The organism is Monashia sp. HAY1-2A (assembly GCF_056755315.1).
This window is the reverse complement of record NZ_JBNDHY010000072.1, coordinates 1-22,552: the sequence shown is the minus strand read 5'-3', so window position 1 is coordinate 22,552 and position 22,552 is coordinate 1. Positions and strand designations below refer to the sequence as shown.

The following is a 22,552-nucleotide window of genomic DNA, read 5'->3' as shown; positions in this document are numbered from 1 at the left end:
TCCGTCGTCGGCAGCGTCAGATGTGTATAAGAGACAGCCACTACGAGGCCGCGTCGGCCAGCCGCGACCCCGACCACCCGATGGTGGTCGCCGCCGCGCAGGACCTCGCCGAGGCGTTCGACGACTACGACGAGGCGCTCTACGAGGCCACCGAGGTCGCGACGCCGCTCGCCATCTACGGCGACGACTTCGACGGGCACGAGGACGACGACGGTTCTGACGGCCGGGTCTACGCGGGCCTCGACCCCGACGAGTACGACGAGGACGACGACCTCGACGACGAGGACGACGACCTCGACGACGAGGACGACGACCTCGACGACGAGGACGACGACGAGGACGACGACTACGAGGACGAGGAGGCGGACCTGCCCCGGCGCGACGCCTCGCACGGCGCGCGTCCCGGGTCCTCCGGGAGCTGAGTCGCGGGTCGACCCGGCGTCGAACCGGGTGGCTCGCTCAGGCGGAGACGTCGTCCAGGGCGCCGACGATCTCGGCCGGCAGCTCGAGGTCCAGGCTGGCCAGGGCCGTTCGCAGCTGGCTGGTCGTGCGCGCGCCGACCACCGGCGCGGCCACGGCCGGGCGGTCCCGTACCCAGGCCAGCGCGACCTCGGCGGCCGACGTGCCCAGGCCACGCGCGGCCATGGCCACGGCCTCGACGACCCCCGCGCTGTGCTCGTCGAGGAAGCGCTGGGCGAAGCCGGGGAAGTCGCTCGAGGCCGCCCGGGAGCCCGAGGGGATGCCGTTGCGGTACTTGCCGGTCAGCACGCCGCGTCCGAGCGGTGACCACGGCAGGAGGCCGAAGCCGAGCCCCACCGCGGCGGGGACGACCTCCGTCTCGGCGTCGCGATGGACCAGTGAGAGCTGGACCTCGTTGGCCACCAAGGGCACCCGCGCCGACTCGAGCAGGCTGAACGCGCGTGCGGACTGCCAGCCGGAGTAGTTCGACACGCCGACGTAGCGGGCCCGGCCCGACACCGCGGCCCACTCGAGCGCCGACAGGGTCTCGGACAGCGGCACGTCGTCGGACCACGTGTGCACGAGCCAGAGGTCGACGTGGTCGGTGCCGAGGCGACGCAGCGACGCCTCGAGCTGGGCCATGAGGCCACGACGCGACACGTCGACGCGTCGCTCGCCCGACGCGCGGGAGATGCCGGCCTTGGTGCACACGACGAGGTCCTCGCGAGGGACGACGTCGCCGATGAGCCCGCCGAGGATGGTCTCGGCGTCGCCGCCGCCGTAGCCGTAGGCGGTGTCGACGAGGTTGCCGCCCGCGTCGACGAACGCCCGCAGGTGCTCGGCGGCGTCGTGGCGGTCGACGGCGTTGCCCCAGAGCATGGTCCCGAGCGCCAGGGGCGTGACGGAGAGACCGGACGACCCGAGACGCCTGCGCATGGTGGGACACGTTAGCCGGTCGGCCGACGGCGTCGTGACCGATAGCCTCGCCTGCATGAGACTCGGCGTGAAGCTCGGGTACTGGGGACGCGGCACGACCGGCGAGGACATGGTCGCCGTGGCCCGCGCCGCCGACCGCCTCGGCTACGACAGCGCCTGGGTCGCGGAGGCCTACGGCAGCGACAGCGTCTCGATGCTGTCGTGGATCGGGGCGCTGACCGAGCGCATCGGCCTCGGCTCGGCCGTCATGCAGATCCCGGGCCGCACCCCGGCGATGACGGCCATGACCGCCGCCACCCTCGACACCATGTCGGGCGGCCGGTTCCGGCTCGGGCTCGGCGTCTCGGGCCCCCAGGTGAGCGAGGGCTGGCACGGCGTGCCCTTCGCCCAGCCGCTGGCGCGTACGCGCGAGTACGTCGAGGTGGTCCGTGCCGCCCTGCGGCGCGACGTCGTCGAGCACGCGGGCCGGCACTACCCGCTGCCCCTGCCGGGCGGCCCCGGCAAGGCCCTCAGGCTCGGGACGCGCCCCCTGCGCCCGCATGTTCCCGTCTACCTGGCAGCTGTCGGCCCGCGCAACCTCGCCCTCTCGGGAGAGATCGCCGACGGCTGGCTCGGCATCTTCTTCAGCCCCGACCACGCCGGCGACCACCTCGAGGTGATCCGCACCGCCCGGCGCGCCGCCGGTCGGGGCACGCCCGAGGACCCCCTGGCCGGCTTCGACGTCGTCGCGACGACCCCCGTCGTGCTCCTCGACGACGTCGAGGCGGCCGCGGCCCACGTGCGTCCGTACTGCGCCCTCTACATCGGTGGCATGGGCTCGCGGGAGCAGAACTTCTACAACCAGCTCGCCTGCCGGATGGGCTTCGAGGACGCCGCCGCCCGCGTCCAGGACCTCTACCTCGACGGCCGGCACCGCGAGGCCGCGGAGGCCGTCCCGCTCGAGTTCATCGACGAGACGGCCCTGCTCGGCTCGCCGGCACGCGTGGCCCGGCGGATGCAGCGCTACGCGGACGCCGGCGTCACGACGCTCGCCGTCGCCACGAGCGGCGGCATGACGCGCGACCAGGCGCTCGACACCGTCGAGGTGATGGCGGGCATCGCCGGCCTCGACGCGTCCGGCCGAGCCGACGCGGCGGGCTGACGCGGCTGGCTGACGCGGCGGCCCCGCAGGACCGCCCGCTAGGGTGCAGGCTGGTGCCGAGTGGCCGCCCCGTGCCGGGGCGCGCCGGGGCGCCGGTCCCGACCCCCACGCAGAAGGCTGACCACGACATGGCCGACCTCAGCTACCTCGATGCCGTCGTCCTCGGCGTCGTCGAGGGCCTGACCGAGTACCTGCCCGTCTCGTCGACGGGGCACCTCACGATCACCGAGAAGCTGCTCGGTCTGTCGGTCGACGACCCGGCGGTCACCGCCTACACCGCGGTCATCCAGCTCGGGGCCATCGTCGCGACGCTGCTCTACTTCTTCCGCGACATCGTCCGGTTCGCCCTGGCCTGGTTCCGTGGTCTCGGCAGTGCGGAGGCGCGCCGCGATCCCGACTACGGGCTCGCGTGGGCCGTCGTCATCGGCTCGGTCCCCGTCGGCGTCGTCGGGTTCCTCGGGCGGCACGCGATCGAGAGCACGTTGCGCAGCCTGTGGGTCGTCGCGGCGGCCCTGCTGCTGTGGAGCGTCGTCATGGTCGTCGCCGAGCGCGTGTACGCCCGGCACGAGGCCCGCGGCCTCGTGCGGGACGAGCACTCGGTCCGCCCGGTGGACGGGCTCGTCATCGGCCTCGTCCAGTGCTTCTCGCTCGTCCCGGGGGTCTCGCGCTCGGGTGCGACGATCTCGGCGGGCATCGCGCGCGGCATCAGCCGCGTCACGGCCACGCGGCTGTCGTTCTTCCTCGCGATCCCGGCCCTGACGGCCGCGGGCCTCTTCCAGGCGGTGCAGGAGAAGGAGGGCCTGACGGCGCTCGGCCTGGGGCCAGTGGTCGTCGGGCTCGTCGTCGCCTTCGTCGTCGCCTACGCCTCGATCGCCTGGCTGCTGCGCTTCGTCGCGACGAACAGCCTGATGGCCTTCGTCTGGTACCGCGTGCTGCTCGGCGTCGTCCTCGCAGCGGTGCTCGCCGCCGGCGTCATCAGCGCCACCTGACCCCTAGAGCCAGCCGGAGCGCTTGAACGCGCGGTAGAGACCCAGGCACGACGCCGCCATGACGGCCAGGGCGACGAAGTAGCCGTAGTAGAACTCGCCGCTGCTCGTGTGGATGCTGGCGGTGAGCTCCGGGATGCGGTCGAAGTTCATGCCGTAGATACCGGCGATCATCGTCGGCACCGCGGCGATGGCGACCCACGCCGAGATCTTGCGCATGTCCTCGTTCTGCTGGATCCCCACCGAGGCCAGGTGGGCCGACAGGACGTCGGTCAGCAGCCGGTCGTAGGACTCGACGTGGTCGTTGACGAGGCGCAGGTGGTCGGCGACGTCGCGGAAGAAGACGAGGATCTCCGTCGGCAGGAACCGGCCGCGGCCGCGCTCCATGAAGTTGGCGAGGGTGTCGGCGAGCGGCTTGCTCGCGCGCCGGAACTCGAGCACCTCGCGCTTGAGGCGGTAGATCGTGTTGGCGTCACCCTGCTGGTCCGAGCCGAGGATCTCCTCCTCGATCTGGTCGAGGTCCTTCTTGATCTCGGCGTCGACGACGACGTAGTTGTCGACGACGGAGTCCATGACGGCGTGCAGCACCGAGAGGGGTCCGTGGTCGAGCCGCTCCGGGTCGGCTTCGAGCCGCTGACGCACGCCGGCGAGGGGGTTGCCCTCGCCGTGGCGCACCGTGACGACGAAGCGGTCACCGATGAAGAGCATGACCTCGCCGGTCTCGATGTCGCTCGTGACCTCGACGTAGCGCAGGGTCTTGAGGACGACGAACGTCGAGGTCTCGTACTGCTCGATCTTGGCGCGCTGCCGGCCGTTGACGGCGTCCTCGACGGCCAGCGGGTGCAGGTGCAGCTCCTCGTTGACGAGGTCGAACTCCTCGTCGGTGGGGTCCTTGAGCCCGATCCAGAGGAAGCCGTCTTGGGTGAGGCGCAGCACGTCGAGCTCGTCGCTGAGGTCGCCGCACCCCTGCCGCTTGCCGTTGCGGTAGATGGCCTTGTCCACGATCACCCCCCTATGTCACCACGCCGTCCTGCGAGGGGACTGGAGGCCGAGGTCACCTGCGCGTCTAGGCTGGCGCCCGTGCCCACCGTGATCTTCGTGCGCCACGGCCGCTCGAGCGCCAACGTCTCGGGCACGCTCGCCGGCTGGATGCCCGGCGTCTTCCTCGACGAGACCGGTGAGGCGCAGGCCGCCTCGGTCGGGGCGCGTCTGGCCGCGGCGACGCTGCCCGTCGTGGAGGTCGTGTCCTCCCCGCTGGACCGGTGCGTCCAGACGGCCGACCTGCTCTGCGCACCGCTGCCCGGCCGCGTCCGCCGCAGCGTCCACGACGGGCTGGGGGAGTGCCGCTACGGGGCCTGGACCGGCCGACCGCTCGCCGAGCTGGCCCGCGAGGAGCTGTGGAAGGTCGTGCAGGACCGTCCGAGCGAGGCCCGGTTCCCCGACTCCGCCCAGTACCCGGGCGAGTCGATGGTGCAGATGCAGGACCGGGCCCTGCAGGCGGTCCGCGAGGTGGATGCGCGGATCCTCGAGACGCACGGCCCGGACGCCGTCTGGGTGGCCGTGTCGCACGGTGACGTCATCAAGGCCGTCCTGTCGCACGCCACGGGTGCCCACCTCGACGACTTCCAGCGGATCTTCGTCGACCCGGCCTCGGTGAGCGTCGTCCGGTACACGAGCCGCAAGCCCTTCGTCCTGCGCGTCAACGACGTCGGCGGGGACCTGACGGGGCTGCGGCCGGACGGGCGGCCGGCGGTCCCGGAGGGCGACGCGGTCGTCGGCGGTGGCGCCGGACCTGCGGACCTCGTCGGATAGGGTCGAACGCATGACGGTCCAGGACTTCGACCCCGCCGACCGGTTCGTCGCCGGCACCGTCGGACCGACGGGACAGCGGGCCTTCTACCTCCAGGCCACCGACGGCCTGCGCCTCGTCACGGTGGGGCTCGAGAAGCAGCAGGTCGCGATCCTCGCCGACCGCATCAACGACGTCCTCGACCAGCTGGCCCCGGCGGCCGCGGTCGAGCCCGGCCAGCCCGGTGGCGCGTCCGAGGACACCGAACCGCTGCAGACGCCCTTCGACGAGGACTGGCACGTGCAGACCCTCTCGCTCGCCTGGGACGAGGACCGCCAGCGCATCGTCATCGAGTGCCACGACCACGACCCGGACGAGGTCGACGAGGACGACGACGAGGAGCCGGTCGGCCCGCTCGGACGCAACTCGCTGCGGGTGACCCTCGACCCCGCCGACGCGCGGGCCTTCGCCCGCCGCAGCTCGGCGCTCGTGGCCGCCGGCCGGCCCCCGTGCCCGTTCTGCGGCGGGCCCCTCGACCCCACGGGCCACATCTGCCCGCGGGCCAATGGCTACCGCCGCTGAGACGCACCCGCAGCCGGTCGACCTCACCGGCGAGCTCGAGGTGCTGGGGCGCGTCGCCGGGTCCTCGAACATGGCCGTCGTCGCCCGCGTGTCGACGCTGCCCGGTGGGCACGTCGTCTACAAGCCCGTGCGTGGCGAGCGACCGCTCTGGGACTTCCCCGAGGGCACCCTGGCGGGCCGCGAGGTCGCGGCACACGTGGTGTCCGAGCTGGGTCGGTGGCACGTCGTGCCGCCGACGGTGCTGCGCGACGGCCCGCTCGGGCCCGGCTCGGTGCAGCTGTGGGTCGGTGACCCCTTCGACCCGGTGCCCGACGACGCCGTCGTCGACCTCGTCCCGGAGGGCCGTGCCCCTGCGGGATGGCACGCCGTCTTCGACGGCGAGGCGCCGGGCGGCTCGGCGGTGACCGTGGTGCACTCCGGCGCCGACGACGTGCGCTCGCTGGCGGTGCTCGACGCCGTCATCAACAACAGCGACCGGAAGGGCTCGCACTGCCTCCGCGACGCGTCGGGCCGGCTGTGGGCCATCGACCACGGGGTCACGTTCTCGCCGGTCCCCAAGCTGCGGACGGTGCTCTGGGGCTGGGCAGGCGAGCCGTTCGCCGACGCCGACCGCGAGCGCCTGGCCCTGTTGTCCGCCGCCCTCGACGAGGAGGCCGAGCGTGACCGGCTGCTCGCGCTCCTGCCCGAGGGCGACGTCGACGCGCTGGTCCTGCGGGTGGAGCGCCTGCTGGACCGCGGCATCCATCCGTACCCGAGCCCCGGCTGGCCGGCGGTCCCCTGGCCGCCGCTGTGACGCCGGCACCGCGGCGGACGCCGGTCGAGGGGTGTGGGCGGCCCGGGATAGAGTCTGCGCGTGAGAAGCTGGCCCACGCCGTTCATCCCGCAGGTCCCCGGCTCCGCCCCCGAGGTGAAGGTCCGCGACACGGCGACCGGCGAGCTCGTCCCCGCGGCAGCGGGGCCTGAGGCCACGGTCTACGTCTGCGGCATCACGCCCTACGACGCGACCCACCTCGGGCACGCCGCCACGTACGTCACGTTTGACCTGCTCGGCCGCATCCTGCGCGACAGCGGCCGCACGGTCCGCTACGTCCAGAACATCACCGACATCGACGACCCCCTGCTCGAGCGTGCCGAGCGCGACGGCATCGACTGGCGCGACCTCGCCACCCGCGAGATCGCCCTGTTCCGCGAGGACATGACCGCGCTCGGCGTGATCCCGCCGGACGAGTACCTCGGAGCCGTCGAGAGCATCCCGACGTTCGTCGCCCCGATCGAGCGGCTCGTCGCCGACGGCGCCGCCTACCCGGTGCCCGCCCCTGACGCGTCGCGCGAGGGCGCGACCGACGTCTACTTCGACGTCGCGCGGGACCCGCGCTTCGGCTCGGTGAGCCACCTCGACGAGGACGGCATGCTGGAGGTCTTCGAGGAGCGCGGCGGCGACCCCGACCGGCCCGGCAAGCGCAACCGGCTCGACGCGCTCCTGTGGCGGGCCCACCGCGAGGGCGAGCCCGAGTGGGACGGCGGCGGCCTCGGTCCCGGCCGACCCGGCTGGCACATCGAGTGCGCCTGCATCGCGATGGACCACCTCGGTGTGCCCGTCGACGTCCAGGGCGGCGGCACGGACCTCGTGTTCCCGCACCACGAGATGAGCGCGGCGCACGCCAGGGCGCTGAGCGGCGCCCCGGCCTTCGCCGGCGCGTTCGTCCACCAGGGCATGGTCGGGCTCGACGGCGAGAAGATGAGCAAGAGCCGCGGCAACCTCGTGCTCGTCTCCCAGCTGCGGCGCGAGGGCGTGGACCCCATGGCGATCCGCCTCACCCTGCTCGCCAAGCACCACCGCGAGGACTGGATGTACGACGACGCGATGCTCGTCGACGCGCAGCAGCGGCTCGAGACGTGGCGAAAGGCCTTGTCCGGCAACGGCGGTCCGGTCGCCGACCAGACCGTCGAGGACATCCGCGCGGCCCTCGCCGACGACCTCGACAGCCCGCGCGCGCTCCAGGCCGTCGACCGCTGGGCCGCGCAGGCGTTGACCCGCGGCGGTGACGACCCCGGCGCGCCCGGCGTCGTCGGACGCGCGCTCGACGCGCTGCTCGGCGTCCGCCTCTGAGGCAGGACGCCCGGGACGGTCAGCGACCGCGCTGGTCGTCGTCCCGGCCGCGCAGGTACCGCTCGAACTCGCGCGCGATGGCGTCGCCGCTCGCCTCCGGCAGCTCGGCGGTGTCCTGGGCCTCCTCGAGCGACTGCACGTACTCGGCGACCTCCTCGTCGGACTGCGCGAGCTCGTCGACGCCGCGCTCCCACGCCCGGGCCGTCTCCTCGAGGTCGGCGTGCGGCACCGTGATGCCGAGGAGGGCCTCGATGCGGCGCAGCAGGCTCAGCGTCGCCTTGGGCGAGGGCGGGCCACCGGCGTAGTGCGGGACGGCGGCCCATGCCGACACCGTCGGGATGCCGGTGTCGGCGGCCGTGTGGCTGAGGACACCGACGATGCCCGTGGGGCCCTCGTAGCGGCTCGCCTCGACGTCGAAGCGGTGCATCGCCGAGTCGTCCTCGGCGGTGGCCGTGACCGGGATCGGACGGGTGTGGGGCACGTCGGCGAGCAGCGCGCCGAGCGTGAGGATGGTCGTCACGCCGAGCTGCTGGGCCAGCTCGAGCAGCTCGATGCAGTAGGCGCGCCAGCGCATCGAGGGCTCGATGCCCTGGACGAGGACGACGTCGCGGTCGAAGCCGGTGTCGGTGGCCACGAGGATGCGGGTGGTCGGCCAGGTGAGGACCCGGCGGCCGTCCTCGACCGACACACGCGGCCGGTTGACCTGGAAGTCGTAGTACTCCTCGGGGTCGAAGGCGGCGACGAGCTCGGCGTCCCACACGTCGGCGAGGTGACGCACGGCGCTCGTGGCGGCCTCACCCGCGTCGTTCCAGCCCTCGAAGGCCGCGATGAGCACCGGGTCGTTGAGCTCCGGCACGTCCTCGAACTCCAGCACCTTGCCTCCTTCGTCGCGGCCGCGCCCGCGACCACACCGCCAGCCTATGCCGTGGTGCGGACGCCGTGCCCGCACTGCGGGCGGCGACGCGCCCGTCGGCACGGGTCCGTAGAATTCGGTCGGTCCGACGTTCCGCGACCCGATCCCCGGCCGCCCGCCGAGAGGAGACCCCTTGACCCAGTCGCCGCAGGTGCGGCCCGACGCCACCGATGCCCTCACCGCGACGCTCCGCGAGCGGATCATGGTGCTCGACGGGGCGATGGGCACGGCGATCCAGCGCGACCGGCCGGACGAGGCCGGATACCGCGGCCAGCGGTTCAAGGACTGGCACACCGACGTCCAGGGCAACAACGACCTGCTGTCGATCACCGCCCCCGAGATCATCGCCGGCATCCACCGCGAGTACCTCGAGGCCGGCGCCGACATCATCGAGACGAACACCTTCAACGCCACGGCGATCTCGCTGTCGGACTACGGCATGGAGGACCTCGCCTACGAGATCAACCACGCGTCGGCAGCACTGGCCCGCCGCGAGGCCGACGCGATGACCGCGCGCACGCCGGAGCGTCCCCGCTGGGTGGCCGGCGCGCTGGGCCCGACGTCGCGCACGGCGTCGATCTCACCGGACGTCAACGACCCGGGTGCGCGCAACGTGACCTTCGACGGTCTGGTCGCGGCCTACCTGGACGCCGCGCGCGGCCTCGTCGACGGCGGCAGCGACCTGCTCTTCGTCGAGACGATCTTCGACACGCTCAACGCCAAGGCGGCCATCTTCGCCCTCGAGCAGCTCTTCGACGAGCGCGGTCGGCGCTGGCCGGTCGTCGTCTCCGGCACCATCACCGACGCGTCGGGGCGCACCCTGTCGGGCCAGGTCACGGAGGCGTTCTGGAACTCCGTGCGCCACGTGCACCCCATCGCCGTCGGCCTCAACTGTGCGCTCGGCGCCAAGGAGATGCGTCCGTACATCGCCGAGATGTCGCGGGTCGCCGACACGTTCGTCTCCTGCTACCCGAACGCCGGGCTGCCCAACGCCTTCGGTGAGTACGACGAGGCGCCGGACGAGACCGCGGCGATCCTGTCCGAGTTCGCCGACGCCGGGTTCGTCAACCTCGTCGGCGGCTGCTGCGGCACGACACCGGAGCACATCGCCTCGATCGCCAAGGCCGTCGACGGCAAGCCACGGCGCGAGGTGCCGACGCCCCGGCCCGCCATGCGCCTGTCGGGCCTCGAGCCCTTCACCATCGATGCCGACAGCCTGTTCGTCAACGTCGGCGAGCGCACGAACATCACCGGCTCGGCCCGCTTCCGCTCGCTCATCAAGGACGGCGACTACGACACCGCGCTGTCCGTGGCCGCGCAGCAGGTCGAGAACGGCGCCCAGGTCATCGACGTCAACATGGACGAAGGCATGATCGACGGCGTCGCGGCGATGGAGCGCTTCCTGCGGCTCGTCGCGAGCGAGCCCGACATCAGCCGGGTGCCCGTCATGGTCGACTCGAGCAAGTGGGAGGTCATCGAGGCCGGCCTCAAGCAGGTCCAGGGCAAGCCCATCGTCAACTCGATCTCGCTCAAGGAGGGCGAGGCGTCGTTCGTCGAGCACGCCCGGCTCGTCCGCCGGTACGGCGCCGCGGCGGTCGTCATGGCCTTCGACGAGGACGGCCAGGCCGACTCGCTCGAGCGCCGCACGGCGATCTGCGAGCGCGCCTACCGGATCCTCACCGAGCAGGTCGGCTTCCCGGCCGAGGACATCATCTTCGACCCCAACGTCTTCGCCGTCGCCACCGGCATCGAGGAGCACGCCTCGTACGGGCGCGACTTCATCGAGGCCACGCGCTGGATCAAGCAGAACCTGCCCGGCGCCAGGGTGTCCGGCGGCATCTCCAACGTCTCGTTCAGCTTCCGCGGCAACAACCCCGTCCGCGAGGCCATCCACGCCGTGTTCCTCTACCACGCCATCGCGGCGGGCCTCGACATGGGCATCGTCAACGCCGGTGCCCTCGCCGTATACGACGAGGTCGACGCCGAGCTGCGGGAGCGCATCGAGGACGTCGTGCTCAACCGTCGGCCCGACGCCGCCGAGCGGCTCCTCGAGATCGCCGAGTCCTACAACCGCGACTCGGCCGCGGCGGAGGCCGACGAGGAGGAGTGGCGCTCGCTGCCGGTCGCCGAGCGCATCACGCACGCCCTCGTCAAGGGCATCGACGGGTACGTCGAGGCCGACACGGAGGAGCTCCGGGCCGAGATCGCCGGGCGAGGCGGCCGGCCCATCGAGGTCATCGAGGGTCCTCTCATGGACGGCATGAACGTCGTGGGCGACCTCTTCGGCGCGGGAAAGATGTTCCTGCCCCAGGTGGTCAAGAGCGCGCGGGTCATGAAGAAGGCCGTCGCCTACCTCATCCCCTTCATCGAGAAGGAGAAGGCCGCCGACCCCGAGCTGGCCAAGCAGAAGGACACCAACGGCACCATCGTCATGGCCACGGTCAAGGGCGACGTCCACGACATCGGCAAGAACATCGTCGGCGTCGTCCTGCAGTGCAACAACTACGAGGTCATCGACCTCGGCGTCATGGTGCCCGCCCAGAAGATCCTCGACGCGGCCAGGGAGCACGACGCCGATCTCATCGGCCTGTCCGGCCTCATCACCCCCTCGCTCGACGAGATGGTCGGTTTCGCGGCCGAGATGCAGCGCACCGGCATGACGATCCCGCTGCTCATCGGCGGCGCGACCACGTCCCGGGCACACACGGCCGTCAAGGTGGACAAGCGGTACGACGGCCCGGTCGTCTGGGTCAAGGACGCCTCGCGCTCGGTCCCGGTCGCCGCCGCCCTGCTGTCGGACGAGCAGCGTCCCCGGCTGCTCGCCCAGGTCAAGGCCGACTACGACGCGCTGCGGGCCCGGCACGCCGCCAAGACCGAGCGCAAGCTCCTGCCGCTGGCGGCCGCTCGCGAGCGTCGCACCCCGGTCGACTGGACCGGGTACCGGCCGCCGCACCCGCACCTGCTGCTCCAGCAGGAGAAGGACGTCTCCACGATCACCCGGTCGCGCACCGCCCCGCAGCACGTCCGGGCCTTCCACGACTACCCGCTCGCCGAGCTGCGCCGGTACATCGACTGGTCGCCGTTCTTCTCGGCGTGGGAGCTCAAGGGCACCTACCCCGACATCCTCAACAACCCGGCGAGCGGACAGGCCGCCCGCAAGCTGTTCGAGGACGCACAGGCGATGCTCGACCGCATCGTCGAGGAACGGTGGCTGACGGCCAACGGCGTCATCGGGTTCTTCCCGGCCAACGGTGTCGGTGACGACATCGAGGTGTACGCCGACGAGTCGCGCGCCGAGCCGCTGGCCGTGCTGCACCACCTGCGACAGCAGGGCGAGCACCGCGCCGGCGTGCCCAACCGCTCGCTCGCCGACTTCGTCGCCCCGAAGGGCACGCGTGACTGGGTCGGCGGCTTCGCCGTGACCGCCGGGCTCGGCAGCGCCGAGCGGGTGGCCCGGTTCCGCGAGCGCCTCGACGACTACGACGCGATCCTGCTCGAGGCGCTCGCGGACCGGCTCGCCGAGGCCTTCGCCGAGCGGATGCACGAGCGGGTGCGCAAGGAGTTCTGGGGCTACGCGCCCGACGAGCACCTCAGCAACGCCGCGCTCATCAAGGAGCAGTACGCGGGCATCCGTCCGGCGCCCGGCTACCCCGCCTGCCCCGAGCACACGGAGAAGCGCACCCTGTGGGACCTGCTCGACGTGGAGGCCCGCACCGGCATCACGCTCACCGACAGCATGGCGATGACGCCCGGGGCCTCGGTCTCCGGCTGGTACTTCTCGCACCCGGAGTCGCAGTACTTCGTCGTCGGCCGCGTCGACCGCGACCAGGTGGCCGACTACGCGCAGCGCAAGGGGTGGACGCTGGCCGAGGCGGAGCGCTGGCTCTCGGCCAACCTCGCCTACGACCCGGAGGACTGACGCCGTGACCGGCCCCGCAGCACCCGTCCCGACGGACCGCCCGGCCCTGCCGGCGGCGGTCCTCTGGGACATGGACGGCACGCTCGTCGACACGGAGCCCTACTGGATCGAGGCCGAGCACGAGCTCGTCGCGGCGCACGGCGGCGTGTGGAGCGACGAGTTCGCCCACCAGCTCGTCGGCAACGCGCTGGAGGTGTCGGCCCAGCTCATCATCGACCAGTCGGGCATCGCGCTGTCCGTGCCCGAGATCATCGACGCCCTCCTCGTGCGCGTCATCTCCCGGGTGGAGCAGCGCGTGCCGTGGCGCCCGGGAGCTCGCGAGCTGCTCCTCGAGCTGGGCTCGCTCGGCGTGCCGAACGTGCTCGTCACGATGTCGTGGCGCTCCCTCGCCGAGACCGTCGTGCGACACCTGCCCGACGGCGCCTTCGCCGCGCTCGTGACCGGTGACGAGGTGAGCCACGGCAAGCCGCACCCCGAGCCCTACCTCGCCGCCGCCCGGGTCCTCGGGGTCGAGCCGGCCGACTGCGTCGCGATCGAGGACTCGCCCGCAGGGGTGCGCTCGGCAGCTGCCGCGGGCGTGCCGACGATCGCGATCCCGCACGTCGTGCCGGTGCCGGCCGTCGCCGGCGCGGTCCGCATCGACACCCTCGCGGGCGTGGCCGCTGCCGACCTGACCGGGATCGTGTCCGCGGCCGGCATCGCCTCCTGACCAGCCGGCCTCTCGGGCCCGACTGCGCGCCGGTGCCGGCGCGCGTGCGCGTACCCGGCAGGGTGAGCGCTACCGACGCCGAACGTCCGCAACGAGGGATACGTTGCCGACATGCCCGACCTCACGATCAAGGCGCTCACGCCGGAGACGTTCGACGACTTCGCCGATCTCGTCGAGCGGAACGCGCTCAGCGACCGCGACGGCGGCTGCGGGTACCGCCACGGCGGGGGGCGGCGCCTCGCTGAGGCAGTGAGCGCCCCGGACTGCGGCGTCGGTCGCTCGTGCCGCTCGAGCCGCTCGAGCCACTCGTTGCGGTTCTGCCACCCCCGTCGGGGCTGGGTGTCGTGCCCCGGCTGCTGTTCTCCGTGCGGCCGCGGACGATGCCGATGAACACCTCGACGCCGGGGTCGGGGTCGTCGACGCGCCAGGCCAGCCCGATCCGGGAGCCGGCGACCCCGTGGACCGGCCGGTGCACGACGTCCTGGCGATGGTGCAACCGCGCGATCGACAGCGGCAGGATGGCGATCCCGCCTCCCGCTGCGACGACCTCCACGACCTCGGCGTCGGTCATCGGCGGCATCGTCGCGGACCGGTCCTTCGCGTCGCGGCTGGCGACGGCGGCCCACTCCGGCACGGCGTCCGGACCCTGGACGAGGACCTCGTCGGCGAGGTCCTCGACCTCGACCTCCTCGAACGCCGCCACGACGTGCTCGCGGGAGGCGACGACGACGGGCACCTCCTCGTAGAGCGGGATGAGGTGCAGGCCCTCGCGTGCGACGGGCAGCCGGACCAGCGCCATCGACGCCTCACCGGCGCGGACGGCGTCGAGCTGCACGTCGACGGTGACGGGCACGAGCTCGAGTTCGCGGTCAGCCACCCGGCGCGCCCAGCGACGGGCCCACTTGTCCGGGGACACGCCGGCGACGAAGTCGACGCGGAAGGCGGAGGTCATCCTGGGCCTCCTGTCGGGGTGGGGCCGGGCGGGGTTCCCGACGAGGGTAGTGCAGCCGGCGCACCCCCTTCCCGGTCAGCGGTGCTGGGCGGACCACGCCCCCGCGGCCGCCGCCTCGGCCAGCAGCTCCGCGAGACCCTCGTGGTCGTCCCGGACCAGGCCCGTCGTGACGCGCACGTGTCCGCCCGCACCCGAGCCGTTGTCGACGGAGAACGGTGACCCGGGCGTCACCGCGATGCCCTGGCTCGCGAGGCGCAGCACCGCGGCGCTCTCGTCGCGGACCGGCACCCAGATGTTGAGGCCCTCGGTGCCGGGCACGGTCACGCCCAGGCCGGCGAGCCGGTCGACGACGAGCTCACGGCGCCGGGCGTACTCGGCGCGGGCGCGCCCGATCGCCCGCACGGCGTCGGGGTCGGTGAGCAGGCCGGCGAGGACCCGCTGGAGCAGCCGGCTCGACCAGCCCTGCCCGAGGGACCGCGCGTGCCGCAACGGGGCGAGCAAGGCCGCGGGCCCGCTCAGCGCGGCCAGGCGCAGGTCCGGTCCGTGCGACTTGCTGAAGCTGCGGACGTGCAGCACCTGTTCGGGCACCCACGCCCCGAGGCTCGTCGGCGACGAGCTCGCGATGGGGCCGCTCGAGTCGTCCTCGACGACGACGAGGTCGCGGCCGCTCACGAGCGAGGCCAGGCGTCGGGCCCGCGTCGGCGACATCGTGACGCCGGTCGGGTTCTGCCCGCGCGGCTGGAGCACCAGGGCTGTCGGCCGGCGGGCCAGTGCCGACTCGAGGGCGTCGACGTCGAGGCCGGTCTCGTCGAGCGGCACCCCCAGCACGTCGACGCCCCGGTCCTCGAGGAGGTCGAGCAGGGGAGGGAACCCGGGGTTCTCGACGACGACCGTGTCGCCGGGTCGCAGCAACGTGCGCGAGACGATGTCGAGCGCGTCCATGGCTCCGTCGACGACGAGCAGGTCGTCCGGCTCGTACGGCCAGTCGGCGAGGAGCACCTCGCGCAGCTCGGGCAGGACCGGGTCGTCGAGGTAGCTGCTCGGGCCGCGCGGCTCGTCGATCGCCGCCAGCACTCGGGCGAGCGAGGGCAGCAGGGCGGCGTCGGGAATGCCGGTGGACAGGTCGAGGCTGACGGGGGAGTCGTGGCGCAGCGCGCGGGTGTAGCGCTCGCCGCCGCGACGCGTCTCGGCGACGGTCGTGCCGCGCCGGCCGTCCGACCGGATCGTGCCGGACCGCGAGAGCAGCTGCCACGCGGCGCTCACGGTGGTCGGCGACATCATCAGCTCCTGCGCGACCTGCCGGATCGGCGGCAGCAGGTCGCCGGGAAGCAGGCGACCGTCGCGGATCGCGCGGGAGACCGCCTGGGCCAGGCCCTTGGCGGTCGGGTGCTCGAGGCGCTCCTCGAGGTCAGAGATGACGGCACGCACGTCTGTAACATAGCAATCAAGCCTTTGTACCGCACCCATCTGGCACGTAGTGTTGACGGCATGACGACCCCTGCCGTGACCTCCATCGACCACTGGATCTCCGGGACCCGCGTCGCGGGCACCTCCGGGCGCACCGCACCCGTGCACGACCCTGCGACCGGCGTTCGGACCGGTGAGGTGGCGCTCGCCTCGGCCGCCGAGATCGACGCCGCCGTCAAGACCGCCGTCGCCGCTGCACGCGAGTGGCGCACGAGCTCGCTGTCGAAGCGGGCCGCGGTGCTCTTCGCCTTCCGCGAGCTGCTCCACGAGCGCACCGACGAGCTCGCCGCGATCGTCACCGCCGAGCACGGCAAGGTCCTGTCCGACGCCGCCGGTGAGATCGCGCGCGGTCTCGAGAACGTCGAGTTCGCCACCGGCGTGCCGCAGCTGCTCAAGGGGGGCTTCTCCGAGCAGGCGTCGACCGGCGTCGACGTCTACAGCATCCGCCAGCCCCTCGGCGTCGTCGCCGGCATCACGCCGTTCAACTTCCCGGTCATGGTGCCGCTGTGGATGTGCGCCAACGCCATCGCCTGCGGCAACGCCTTCGTCCTCAAGCCGAGTGAGAAGGACCCGTCGGCCTCGCTCTTCCTCGCCGAGCTGTGGAAGGAGGCCGGACTGCCCGACGGCGTCTTCACCGTCGTCCACGGCGACAAGGAGGCCGTCGACGCCCTCCTCGACCACGACGACATCGCCGCCGTCAGCTTCGTCGGGTCGACGCCGATCGCGAAGTACATCTACGAGCGGGGCACCGCGCGCGGCAAGCGCGTCCAGGCCCTCGGTGGCGCCAAGAACCACGCCCTCGTGCTGCCCGACGCCGATGTCGACCTCGCGGCGGACTCCATCGTCTCGGCGGCCTACGGCGCCGCCGGGGAGCGGTGCATGGCCCTGTCGGTGGCCGTCGCGGTCGGCGACGTCGGTGACCGGCTCGTCGCCGCGGTCGCCGAGCGCATCCCCGGCCTGCGCGTGGGCAACGGCGCCGACCCGGGCACCGACATGGGCCCCCTCATCACGCGTGAGCACCGCGACAAGGTGGCGGGGTACGTCGAGGCGGGTGCGCAGTCCGGCGCGACCGTCGTCGTCGACGGGCGCACGAGCGAGGTGCCGGCAGAGGGGTTCTTCCTCGGCATGACGCTGCTCGACGACGTCACGCCCGAGATGACCGTCTACCGCGACGAGATCTTCGGTCCGGTGCTGTCCGTCGTCCGGGTGGACAGCTACGACGAGGGCCTGGCGCTCATCAACCGCAACCCGTACGCCAACGGCACGGCCATCTTCACCCGTGACGGCGGCGCCGCCCGACGCTTCCAGAACGAGGTCGAGGTCGGCATGGTCGGCATCAACGTGCCGATCCCGGTGCCCGTCGCCTACTACTCCTTCGGCGGTTGGAAGGACTCGCTCTTCGGTGACACCCACATGTACGGACCCGAGGGTGTCAACTTCTACACGCGGGGCAAGGTCGTCACGCAGCGCTGGCCCGACCCGGCCACCTCGAGCGTCGACCTCGGCTTCCCCCGCACCCGCTGACCGGCCGGAGAGGACACACCCATGACCGAACTCGACCACCGCAGCGTCATCGCCGAGCAGCTCGACGCCATGGGGGAGGCCGACGTCCGCGCGCTGGACCGCGGGCACGTCTTCCACTCGTGGTCGGCCCAGGGGCTCATCGACCCGCTGCCCATCGCCCGGGCGCAGGGCTCGTACTTCTGGGACTACGCCGGTACGCGCTACCTCGACTTCAGCAGCCAGCTGGTCAACGTCAACATCGGCTACCAGCACCCGAAGGTCGTCGCGGCCATCCAGGAGCAGGCCGCCCGTCTGACGACGATCCAGCCCTCGTTCGCCAACGACGCGCGCAGCGAGGCGGCCCGGCTCATCACCGAGGTCGCGCCCGAGGGGCTGTCGGCCGTCTTCTTCACCAACGGCGGTGCCGAGGCCAACGAGAACGCGATCCGGATGGCGCGTCTGCACACCGGCCGGAACAAGGTGCTCGCCACCTACCGCAGCTACCACGGCGCGACGGCCGGCTCGATCACCCTGACCGGCGACCCCCGCCGCTGGCCCTCCGAGCCCGGCTACCCCGGCATCGTGCACTTCTGGGGTCCGTACACCTACCGCTCGGCGTTCCACTCCGAGAACGAGGAGCAGGAGCGCGACCGGGCCCTGCAGCACCTTCGCGACACGCTCATGGTGGAGGGACCGCAGACCGTCGCGGCCGTCATCCTCGAGACCGTCGTCGGCACCAACGGCATCCTCGTGCCGCCGGACGGCTACCTGCAGGGTGTCCGGGACCTGTGCGACGAGCACGGCATCGTCCTCATCGCCGACGAGGTCATGTCCGGGTTCGGCCGGTGCGGCGAGTGGTTCGCCGTCGACCGCTGGGGCGTCCGGCCGGACCTCATCACGTTCGCCAAGGGGGTCAACTCCGGCTACGTGCCGCTCGGCGGCGTCGTCATCTCCGACGAGGTCCGCGCCTCCTTCGAGACGCGCGCCTACCCGGGCGGGCTCACGTACTCGGGGCACCCGCTGGCCTGCGCGTCCGCCGTCGCGTCGATCAACGCCTTCCACGAGGAGGGCATCATCGACAACGCCCGGATGCTCGGCACCGAGGTCATCGGGCCGGGGCTGGCCGAGCTCGCCAGGAAGCACCCGAGCGTCGGCGAGGTCCGTGGCCTCGGGGTCTTCTGGGCCCTCGAGCTGGTCCGCGACCGGCAGACGCGCGAGCCCCTCGTGCCGTTCAACGCTGCCGGCGAGGCGGCCCGGCCCATGACGGCCTTCGCAGCGGCGTGCAAGGAGCGCGGTCTGTGGCCGTTCACCCACTTCAACCGGACGCACGTCGTGCCGCCGTGCACGACCACGCCGGACGAGGTGCGCGAAGGCCTGGCCATCCTTGACGAGGCACTGTCGGTCGCCGACGAGTTCACGGCCTGAGGCGAACCTCCGGACCGGTCGGCGCGCCGACGTCGACCGGCCCGGGGGCCGACCCCGGCGCCGGGGGGTAGCAGACCTCCCGCATCCAGAGCTCGACGTTGAGGATCCGCCAGAAGACCATCGAGTCGTGCGGGCCACCGCCGGCGAGCCACTGCTCGAAGGCCGCGGCCACGGCGTCCGCGTCGAACCACGGTCGTGCCCGGAAGGAGTCGGAGCCGAACACGTCACGCAGCAGGCCGGGTGACTCACGGAACCAGTCGTCCTGGGGCGTGGTGAAGCCGATCTTGTTGCGGCGCAACGTGATCGACTCGGGCAGTAGATCGCGCACGGCCTCACGGAGCATCCGCTTGTTCCACCCGTCACCCAGGACCGACGCGTCCGGCTGGTCGAACACGAACCGCACGAGGTCGACGGCGAGGAACGGCACCCGGCCCTCGAGCGAGAAGCGCATGGTGTTGCGGTCCTCGTAGCGCAGCAGGGCCGGCAGCGAGCCGACGAAGAGGTCGTGGACGAGGCGCTCGCGCAGTGTCGTGCCGGCGGGGGCATACCGCTCGTCGCGGTGCTCGTCGACGAAGGCGGAGGCCAGCAGCGGTGCCACGGAGGCGTCGTGTGCGGTCGGCAGCAGGCGCCTGGCGCGGTTGGCGACGAGGCCGCGAAGGACGTCGCGCTCGGCCAACGCCTCACGCAGGGCGCGGACCGGGTGGCGGCGCAGCAGGTCGCGCAGGTGCACGACGGTCTGGGGCACGTAGCCGGCGAGCAGCTCGTCGGCCCCCTGCCCGTCGAGCATGACGGTGACGTGACGGGACGCCTCGCGCATGACCCGGTACTGCGCATACGGCCCGGACGAGACGACCGGCTCCTCCTGGCTCCGCACGAAGTCGGCGAGGTCGGCGACGAGGTCCTCGGTGACGGGCGCGACGAGATGGCGCTCGACCCGGTCGCGGCGGCCGTCGAGGGCGTCCTCGACCCACCGGCGCTCGTCGTTGCGGTGTCCGGGGAAGACGGCGGAGAAGGTCCGCTGGCGCACCCCGACCGCGCGGGCGGACGGCTCGGGCAGGAGCTCGTCGACGAGCGCGGCGACCGCAGAGCTGTCGAGCCCTCCGGACAGCGACGTGCCGACGGGCACGTCCGAGGACAGGCGCATCCGCACCGCTCGGGTCAGCGCGTCGCGGAACCGGAGGGAGGTCGCAGGCTCGTGGCGGTCGCCGCGGGACGCGCGCCTGGCCGCGGCGAGAAGGTCCTCGCGCAGCGAGGTGAAGGGGCGGCGGTCCATCCCGTCGGGGCCGATCGTCACGACCTCGCCGGGCAGGACCCGTTCGATGCCGGTGAAGAAGGTGGCCCGGTCGTCGTCGTGGACCCGGAAGCGCAGGTAGCGGTACACCGAGCGCTCGTCCGGCGTGGCGGGCACGAGGCCGGTGGCCAGGATCGGGCGGATCTCGCTGGCGAACAGCCAGCCCTCGCCGCCGGTGCTCCTCACCCGGGCCAGGTGCAGCGGCTTGATGCCGAAGTGGTCGCGGGCGAGCAGGAGCGTGCCGGTCGTGCGGTCCCAGAGCGCCAGGGCGAACATGCCGTCGAAGCGGTCGAGAGCACCGGCGCCCCACTCGACGAGGGCGTGGAGCACGACCTCGGTGTCACTGCGGGTGCCGAACCGGTGGCCTGCTTCGCGCAGCTCGTTCCGCAACGCGTCGTGGTTGTAGACCTCGCCGTTGTAGACGAGGACGTACCTTCCGTCCTCCGTGCACATCGGCTGCCGGCCACCTGCACGGTCGATGATCGCGAGGCGCTGGTGGGCGAACCCGGCCCGGCCCATGTCGTCGGTCCAGGTGCCCGAGCCGTCCGGGCCCCGGTGCCGTTGCGCGGCGTCCATGCGCTCGAGCAGGCGCGGGTCCGCGTCCAGCCCGACGTAGCCCGCGATGCCGCACATGCCAACCTCCCGCGGCCGTCGGCACCGGAGACCGGCAAGACCGCAGGCCCAGCGTCGCGGGGCGCGCTGGGCGCCGGCTGGACGGCGACTGCGGAGCCGCTGGACACGCGCCCGGGTCTCACGCTGCCGTGCGTGACGGGGACCCGCACGCGCCGTCCGGGCGTCTCAGGCGTCGATGTCGACCAGCCCCGACGCGGTGGGGTCCACCGCGCGCTCGGCCGCGTCCTCGGGAAGGGGAGGGGGAGTGCCGCCCCACGCCGGGCACAGGGCGCGGTGCTCGCACCAGTCGCACAACCGGCTCGGGCTCGGGCGCCAGTCGCCCGTGGAGGCGGCCCGCTCGATGGCCGCCCAGAGCGCCTTGACCTTGCGCTCGACGCCGAGGAGGTCCTGCTCGTCGGGCTCGTAGGCCACGATCTCGCTGTTGCCGAGGTAGACCAGCTGGAGGCGGCGAGGGATCTCACCGCGCAGCCGCCAGAGCACGAGCGCGTAGAACTTCATCTGGAACAGCGCCTTGGCCTCGAAGTGCTCGGCGGGGGACCGGCCGGTCTTGTAGTCGACGACGCGCATGGCACCGCTCGGGGCGACGTCGAGGCGGTCGACGTAGCCGCGCAGCGTCAGGCCGTCGATCTCGGTCTCGACGTAGAGCTCGCGCTCGGCCGGCTCGAGGCGCGTCGGGTCCTCCAGCCCGAACCACGTACCGAGCAGGGCGTGGGCGTCGGCGAACCATTCCTCGGTGCGACCGTCGCGGTCGGCGAGCAGCCCGAGCAGCTCGGGCTCCTCGCTCGTGAGGCGGTCCCACTCGCGAGGGACGATCGAGACGGCGGCCTCGAGGGTGCGCTCGGCCGCGGGCAGGTCGAACAGGCGCTCGAGGACGGCGTGCACGAGCGTCCCCCGAGCGGTGGCCGGCGTCGGTGGTGACGGCAGCTTGTCGATGACCCGGAAGCGGTAGAGCATCGGGCAGGTCATGAAGTCCGAGGCGCGGCTCGGGGACAGTGCTGCGGCCATGCACCGACTGTAGGCGGCCGGACCGACAGCGCCCGAGGACCACCCACAGGAGCGGGCCGGCCCGCGCGCCGGGCCGCCGGTGTCCACAGGGGCGGAGAAGGCCCCGCACGGCCGGGGGCGGCGGACCGAGGCATAGGGTCTGGGCATGAGCAGCACCGCGCGCCCGGCCGCCGGACCCGGGTGGCGGATCGGCGCCATCGCCGGGACGCCCGTCTACCTGGGCCGCTCCTGGCCGCTCGTCGTCGTGCTCATCATGCTCGTCGTCGTGCAGGCGCAAGGTGGTGGAGGGGCGTCGCTGGGGCAGTCCGTCGTCGTCGCGGCGGCGTTCGCGGTCATGCTGCTCGTCTCGGTCCTCGTGCACGAGGCCGCGCACGCGCTCGTCGCGCTGCGGCGTGGTCATCGGGTCGACCGGATCGTCGCCGACGTGTGGGGCGGCCACACCGTCTACGACGCCACGACGGGGACGCCGGTGTCGACGGCCCTGATCGCCGTGGCGGGCCCCTTGTCCAACCTCGCCCTCGCCCTGCTGGCCTGGCTCGTCCAGCCGCACGCGACGGGCGCCGTGGTCGCGGGCGTCCTCGACGCGGTCACCTACACCAACCTGTTCGTCGGGCTCTACAACCTGCTGCCCGGCCTGCCCCTCGACGGCGGCCAGATCGTCAGCTCGCTCGTGTGGCGGGCGACCGGCCGCAAGGCTGTCTCTTATACACATCTGACGCTGCCGACGACGGA

At 72.7% G+C, this 22,552-nt stretch carries 19 protein-coding genes; 12 read left to right on the top strand and 7 right to left on the bottom strand.

Annotation, left to right across the window (positions count from 1 at the left end; all coding sequences use genetic code 11):
* The first annotated feature begins 20 nt into the window (after positions 1 to 20).
* Complete coding sequence (locus tag ACPYOM_RS12285; RefSeq protein WP_481346173.1) at positions 21 to 422, top strand: hypothetical protein; 402 nt, start codon at positions 21 to 23, stop codon at positions 420 to 422.
* Positions 423 to 459: 37 nt separating this feature from the next.
* On the opposite strand, the gene ACPYOM_RS12280 is transcribed toward ACPYOM_RS12285, so the two are convergent.
* A complete protein-coding gene (locus tag ACPYOM_RS12280; protein WP_481346171.1) occupies positions 460 to 1,395 on the bottom strand; it encodes an aldo/keto reductase in 936 nt (311 codons plus the stop codon).
* A 55-nt stretch (positions 1,396 to 1,450) separates the two neighbouring features.
* Between ACPYOM_RS12280 and ACPYOM_RS12275 the strand changes: the two genes are divergently transcribed.
* Together ACPYOM_RS12275 and ACPYOM_RS12270 are read left to right on the top strand one after the other, a co-directional pair.
* Positions 1,451 to 2,536, top strand: a complete 1,086-nt coding sequence (locus ACPYOM_RS12275) for an LLM class F420-dependent oxidoreductase (RefSeq protein WP_481346170.1) — start codon at positions 1,451 to 1,453, stop codon at positions 2,534 to 2,536.
* A 128-nt stretch (positions 2,537 to 2,664) separates the two neighbouring features.
* Positions 2,665 to 3,525, top strand: coding sequence for an undecaprenyl-diphosphate phosphatase (locus ACPYOM_RS12270; RefSeq protein WP_481341737.1), 861 nt, complete (start codon positions 2,665 to 2,667; stop codon positions 3,523 to 3,525).
* 3 nt (positions 3,526 to 3,528) lie between these two features.
* On the opposite strand, the gene corA is transcribed toward ACPYOM_RS12270, so the two are convergent.
* Positions 3,529 to 4,530 carry a magnesium/cobalt transporter CorA gene (gene corA / locus ACPYOM_RS12265; protein WP_481346169.1) on the bottom strand — a complete coding sequence of 334 codons (1,002 nt, stop codon included), beginning with the start codon at positions 4,528 to 4,530 and terminating at the stop codon, positions 3,529 to 3,531.
* A 72-nt stretch (positions 4,531 to 4,602) separates the two neighbouring features.
* Here corA and ACPYOM_RS12260 point away from each other — a divergent pair, with 72 nt between their 5' ends.
* Genes ACPYOM_RS12260 through mshC form a run of 4 tightly spaced genes read left to right on the top strand, consistent with a single transcriptional unit; the run spans position 4,603 to position 8,003 of the window.
* The gene (locus ACPYOM_RS12260) at positions 4,603 to 5,334 is read left to right on the top strand and encodes an MSMEG_4193 family putative phosphomutase (protein ID WP_481346168.1); all 732 of its coding nucleotides are present in this window, start codon (positions 4,603 to 4,605) and stop codon (positions 5,332 to 5,334) included.
* 10 nt (positions 5,335 to 5,344) lie between these two features.
* Entirely contained in the window at positions 5,345 to 5,893 is a 549-nt protein-coding gene (locus ACPYOM_RS12255; RefSeq protein ID WP_481341734.1) for a DUF3090 domain-containing protein, read from the top strand.
* A complete protein-coding gene (locus ACPYOM_RS12250; RefSeq protein ID WP_481341733.1) occupies positions 5,877 to 6,686 on the top strand; it encodes an SCO1664 family protein in 810 nt (269 codons plus the stop codon). The genes ACPYOM_RS12255 and ACPYOM_RS12250 overlap by 17 nt, the downstream gene beginning before the upstream one ends.
* Positions 6,687 to 6,746: 60 nt before the next feature.
* Positions 6,747 to 8,003 (top strand): cysteine--1-D-myo-inosityl 2-amino-2-deoxy-alpha-D-glucopyranoside ligase, encoded by a 1,257-nt coding sequence (gene mshC / locus ACPYOM_RS12245; protein WP_481346167.1) that lies wholly within the window; start codon positions 6,747 to 6,749, stop codon positions 8,001 to 8,003.
* Between the two features lie 19 nt (positions 8,004 to 8,022).
* Here mshC and ACPYOM_RS12240 read toward each other — a convergent pair whose 3' ends face one another.
* The gene (locus ACPYOM_RS12240) at positions 8,023 to 8,877 is read right to left on the bottom strand and encodes a PAC2 family protein (RefSeq protein ID WP_481346166.1); all 855 of its coding nucleotides are present in this window, start codon (positions 8,875 to 8,877) and stop codon (positions 8,023 to 8,025) included.
* A gap of 172 nt (positions 8,878 to 9,049) precedes the next feature.
* Here ACPYOM_RS12240 and metH point away from each other — a divergent pair, with 172 nt between their 5' ends.
* Together metH and ACPYOM_RS12230 are read left to right on the top strand one after the other, a co-directional pair.
* Positions 9,050 to 12,835 carry a methionine synthase gene (gene metH / locus ACPYOM_RS12235; RefSeq protein ID WP_481346165.1) on the top strand — a complete coding sequence of 1,262 codons (3,786 nt, stop codon included), beginning with the start codon at positions 9,050 to 9,052 and terminating at the stop codon, positions 12,833 to 12,835.
* A gap of 70 nt (positions 12,836 to 12,905) precedes the next feature.
* Complete coding sequence (locus ACPYOM_RS12230; protein WP_481346172.1) at positions 12,906 to 13,544, top strand: HAD family hydrolase; 639 nt, start codon at positions 12,906 to 12,908, stop codon at positions 13,542 to 13,544.
* 187 nt (positions 13,545 to 13,731) lie between these two features.
* On the opposite strand, the gene ACPYOM_RS12225 is transcribed toward ACPYOM_RS12230, so the two are convergent.
* Both ACPYOM_RS12225 and ACPYOM_RS12220 read right to left on the bottom strand, forming a co-directional pair.
* The gene (locus tag ACPYOM_RS12225; RefSeq protein WP_481346164.1) at positions 13,732 to 14,496 is read right to left on the bottom strand and encodes a LysR family substrate-binding domain-containing protein; all 765 of its coding nucleotides are present in this window, start codon (positions 14,494 to 14,496) and stop codon (positions 13,732 to 13,734) included.
* Between the two features lie 75 nt (positions 14,497 to 14,571).
* The gene (locus tag ACPYOM_RS12220; protein WP_481346163.1) at positions 14,572 to 15,924 is read right to left on the bottom strand and encodes an aminotransferase-like domain-containing protein; all 1,353 of its coding nucleotides are present in this window, start codon (positions 15,922 to 15,924) and stop codon (positions 14,572 to 14,574) included.
* A 60-nt stretch (positions 15,925 to 15,984) separates the two neighbouring features.
* On the opposite strand from ACPYOM_RS12220, the gene ACPYOM_RS12215 reads away from it, so the two are divergent.
* Both ACPYOM_RS12215 and ACPYOM_RS12210 read left to right on the top strand, forming a co-directional pair.
* Positions 15,985 to 17,487, top strand: a complete 1,503-nt coding sequence (locus tag ACPYOM_RS12215; protein WP_481346162.1) for a CoA-acylating methylmalonate-semialdehyde dehydrogenase — start codon at positions 15,985 to 15,987, stop codon at positions 17,485 to 17,487.
* A 21-nt stretch (positions 17,488 to 17,508) separates the two neighbouring features.
* On the top strand, positions 17,509 to 18,891 hold the full coding sequence (locus ACPYOM_RS12210) for an aminotransferase class III-fold pyridoxal phosphate-dependent enzyme (protein WP_481346161.1): 1,383 nt from the start codon (positions 17,509 to 17,511) through the stop codon (positions 18,889 to 18,891).
* Here the strand turns inward: ACPYOM_RS12210 and asnB are convergent.
* Together asnB and ACPYOM_RS12200 are read right to left on the bottom strand one after the other, a co-directional pair.
* Positions 18,881 to 20,815, bottom strand: coding sequence for an asparagine synthase (glutamine-hydrolyzing) (asnB, locus tag ACPYOM_RS12205; RefSeq protein WP_481346160.1), 1,935 nt, complete (start codon positions 20,813 to 20,815; stop codon positions 18,881 to 18,883). The two genes, ACPYOM_RS12210 and asnB, sit on opposite strands and share 11 nt — an antisense overlap.
* 165 nt (positions 20,816 to 20,980) lie before the next feature.
* A complete protein-coding gene (locus ACPYOM_RS12200) occupies positions 20,981 to 21,820 on the bottom strand; it encodes a RecB family exonuclease (RefSeq protein ID WP_481346159.1) in 840 nt (279 codons plus the stop codon).
* A 145-nt stretch (positions 21,821 to 21,965) separates the two neighbouring features.
* Here ACPYOM_RS12200 and ACPYOM_RS12195 point away from each other — a divergent pair.
* Positions 21,966 to 22,552: M50 family metallopeptidase (locus ACPYOM_RS12195; protein WP_481346158.1), on the top strand; the 587-nt coding region annotated here is incomplete at its 3' end.

Bases quoted from the DNA above. Each gene is read 5' to 3' on its own strand.
- ACPYOM_RS12255 (WP_481341734.1), top strand. From the start codon at position 5,345: ATGACGGTCCAGGACTTCGACCCCGCCGACCGGTTCGTCGCCGGCACC.
- ACPYOM_RS12275 (WP_481346170.1), top strand. From the start codon at position 1,451: ATGAGACTCGGCGTGAAGCTCGGGTACTGGGGACGCGGCACGACCGGC.
- ACPYOM_RS12200 (WP_481346159.1), bottom strand. From the start codon at position 21,820: ATGGCCGCAGCACTGTCCCCGAGCCGCGCCTCGGACTTCATGACCTGC.
- ACPYOM_RS12215 (WP_481346162.1), top strand. From the start codon at position 15,985: ATGACGACCCCTGCCGTGACCTCCATCGACCACTGGATCTCCGGGACC.
- ACPYOM_RS12230 (WP_481346172.1), top strand. From the start codon at position 12,906: ATGGACGGCACGCTCGTCGACACGGAGCCCTACTGGATCGAGGCCGAG.
- ACPYOM_RS12280 (WP_481346171.1), bottom strand. From the start codon at position 1,395: ATGCGCAGGCGTCTCGGGTCGTCCGGTCTCTCCGTCACGCCCCTGGCG.
- ACPYOM_RS12285 (WP_481346173.1), top strand. From the start codon at position 21: ATGTGTATAAGAGACAGCCACTACGAGGCCGCGTCGGCCAGCCGCGAC.
- ACPYOM_RS12270 (WP_481341737.1), top strand. From the start codon at position 2,665: ATGGCCGACCTCAGCTACCTCGATGCCGTCGTCCTCGGCGTCGTCGAG.
- ACPYOM_RS12225 (WP_481346164.1), bottom strand. From the start codon at position 14,496: ATGACCTCCGCCTTCCGCGTCGACTTCGTCGCCGGCGTGTCCCCGGAC.
- asnB (WP_481346160.1), bottom strand. From the start codon at position 20,815: ATGTGCGGCATCGCGGGCTACGTCGGGCTGGACGCGGACCCGCGCCTG.
- ACPYOM_RS12210 (WP_481346161.1), top strand. From the start codon at position 17,509: ATGACCGAACTCGACCACCGCAGCGTCATCGCCGAGCAGCTCGACGCC.
- ACPYOM_RS12250 (WP_481341733.1), top strand. From the start codon at position 5,877: ATGGCTACCGCCGCTGAGACGCACCCGCAGCCGGTCGACCTCACCGGC.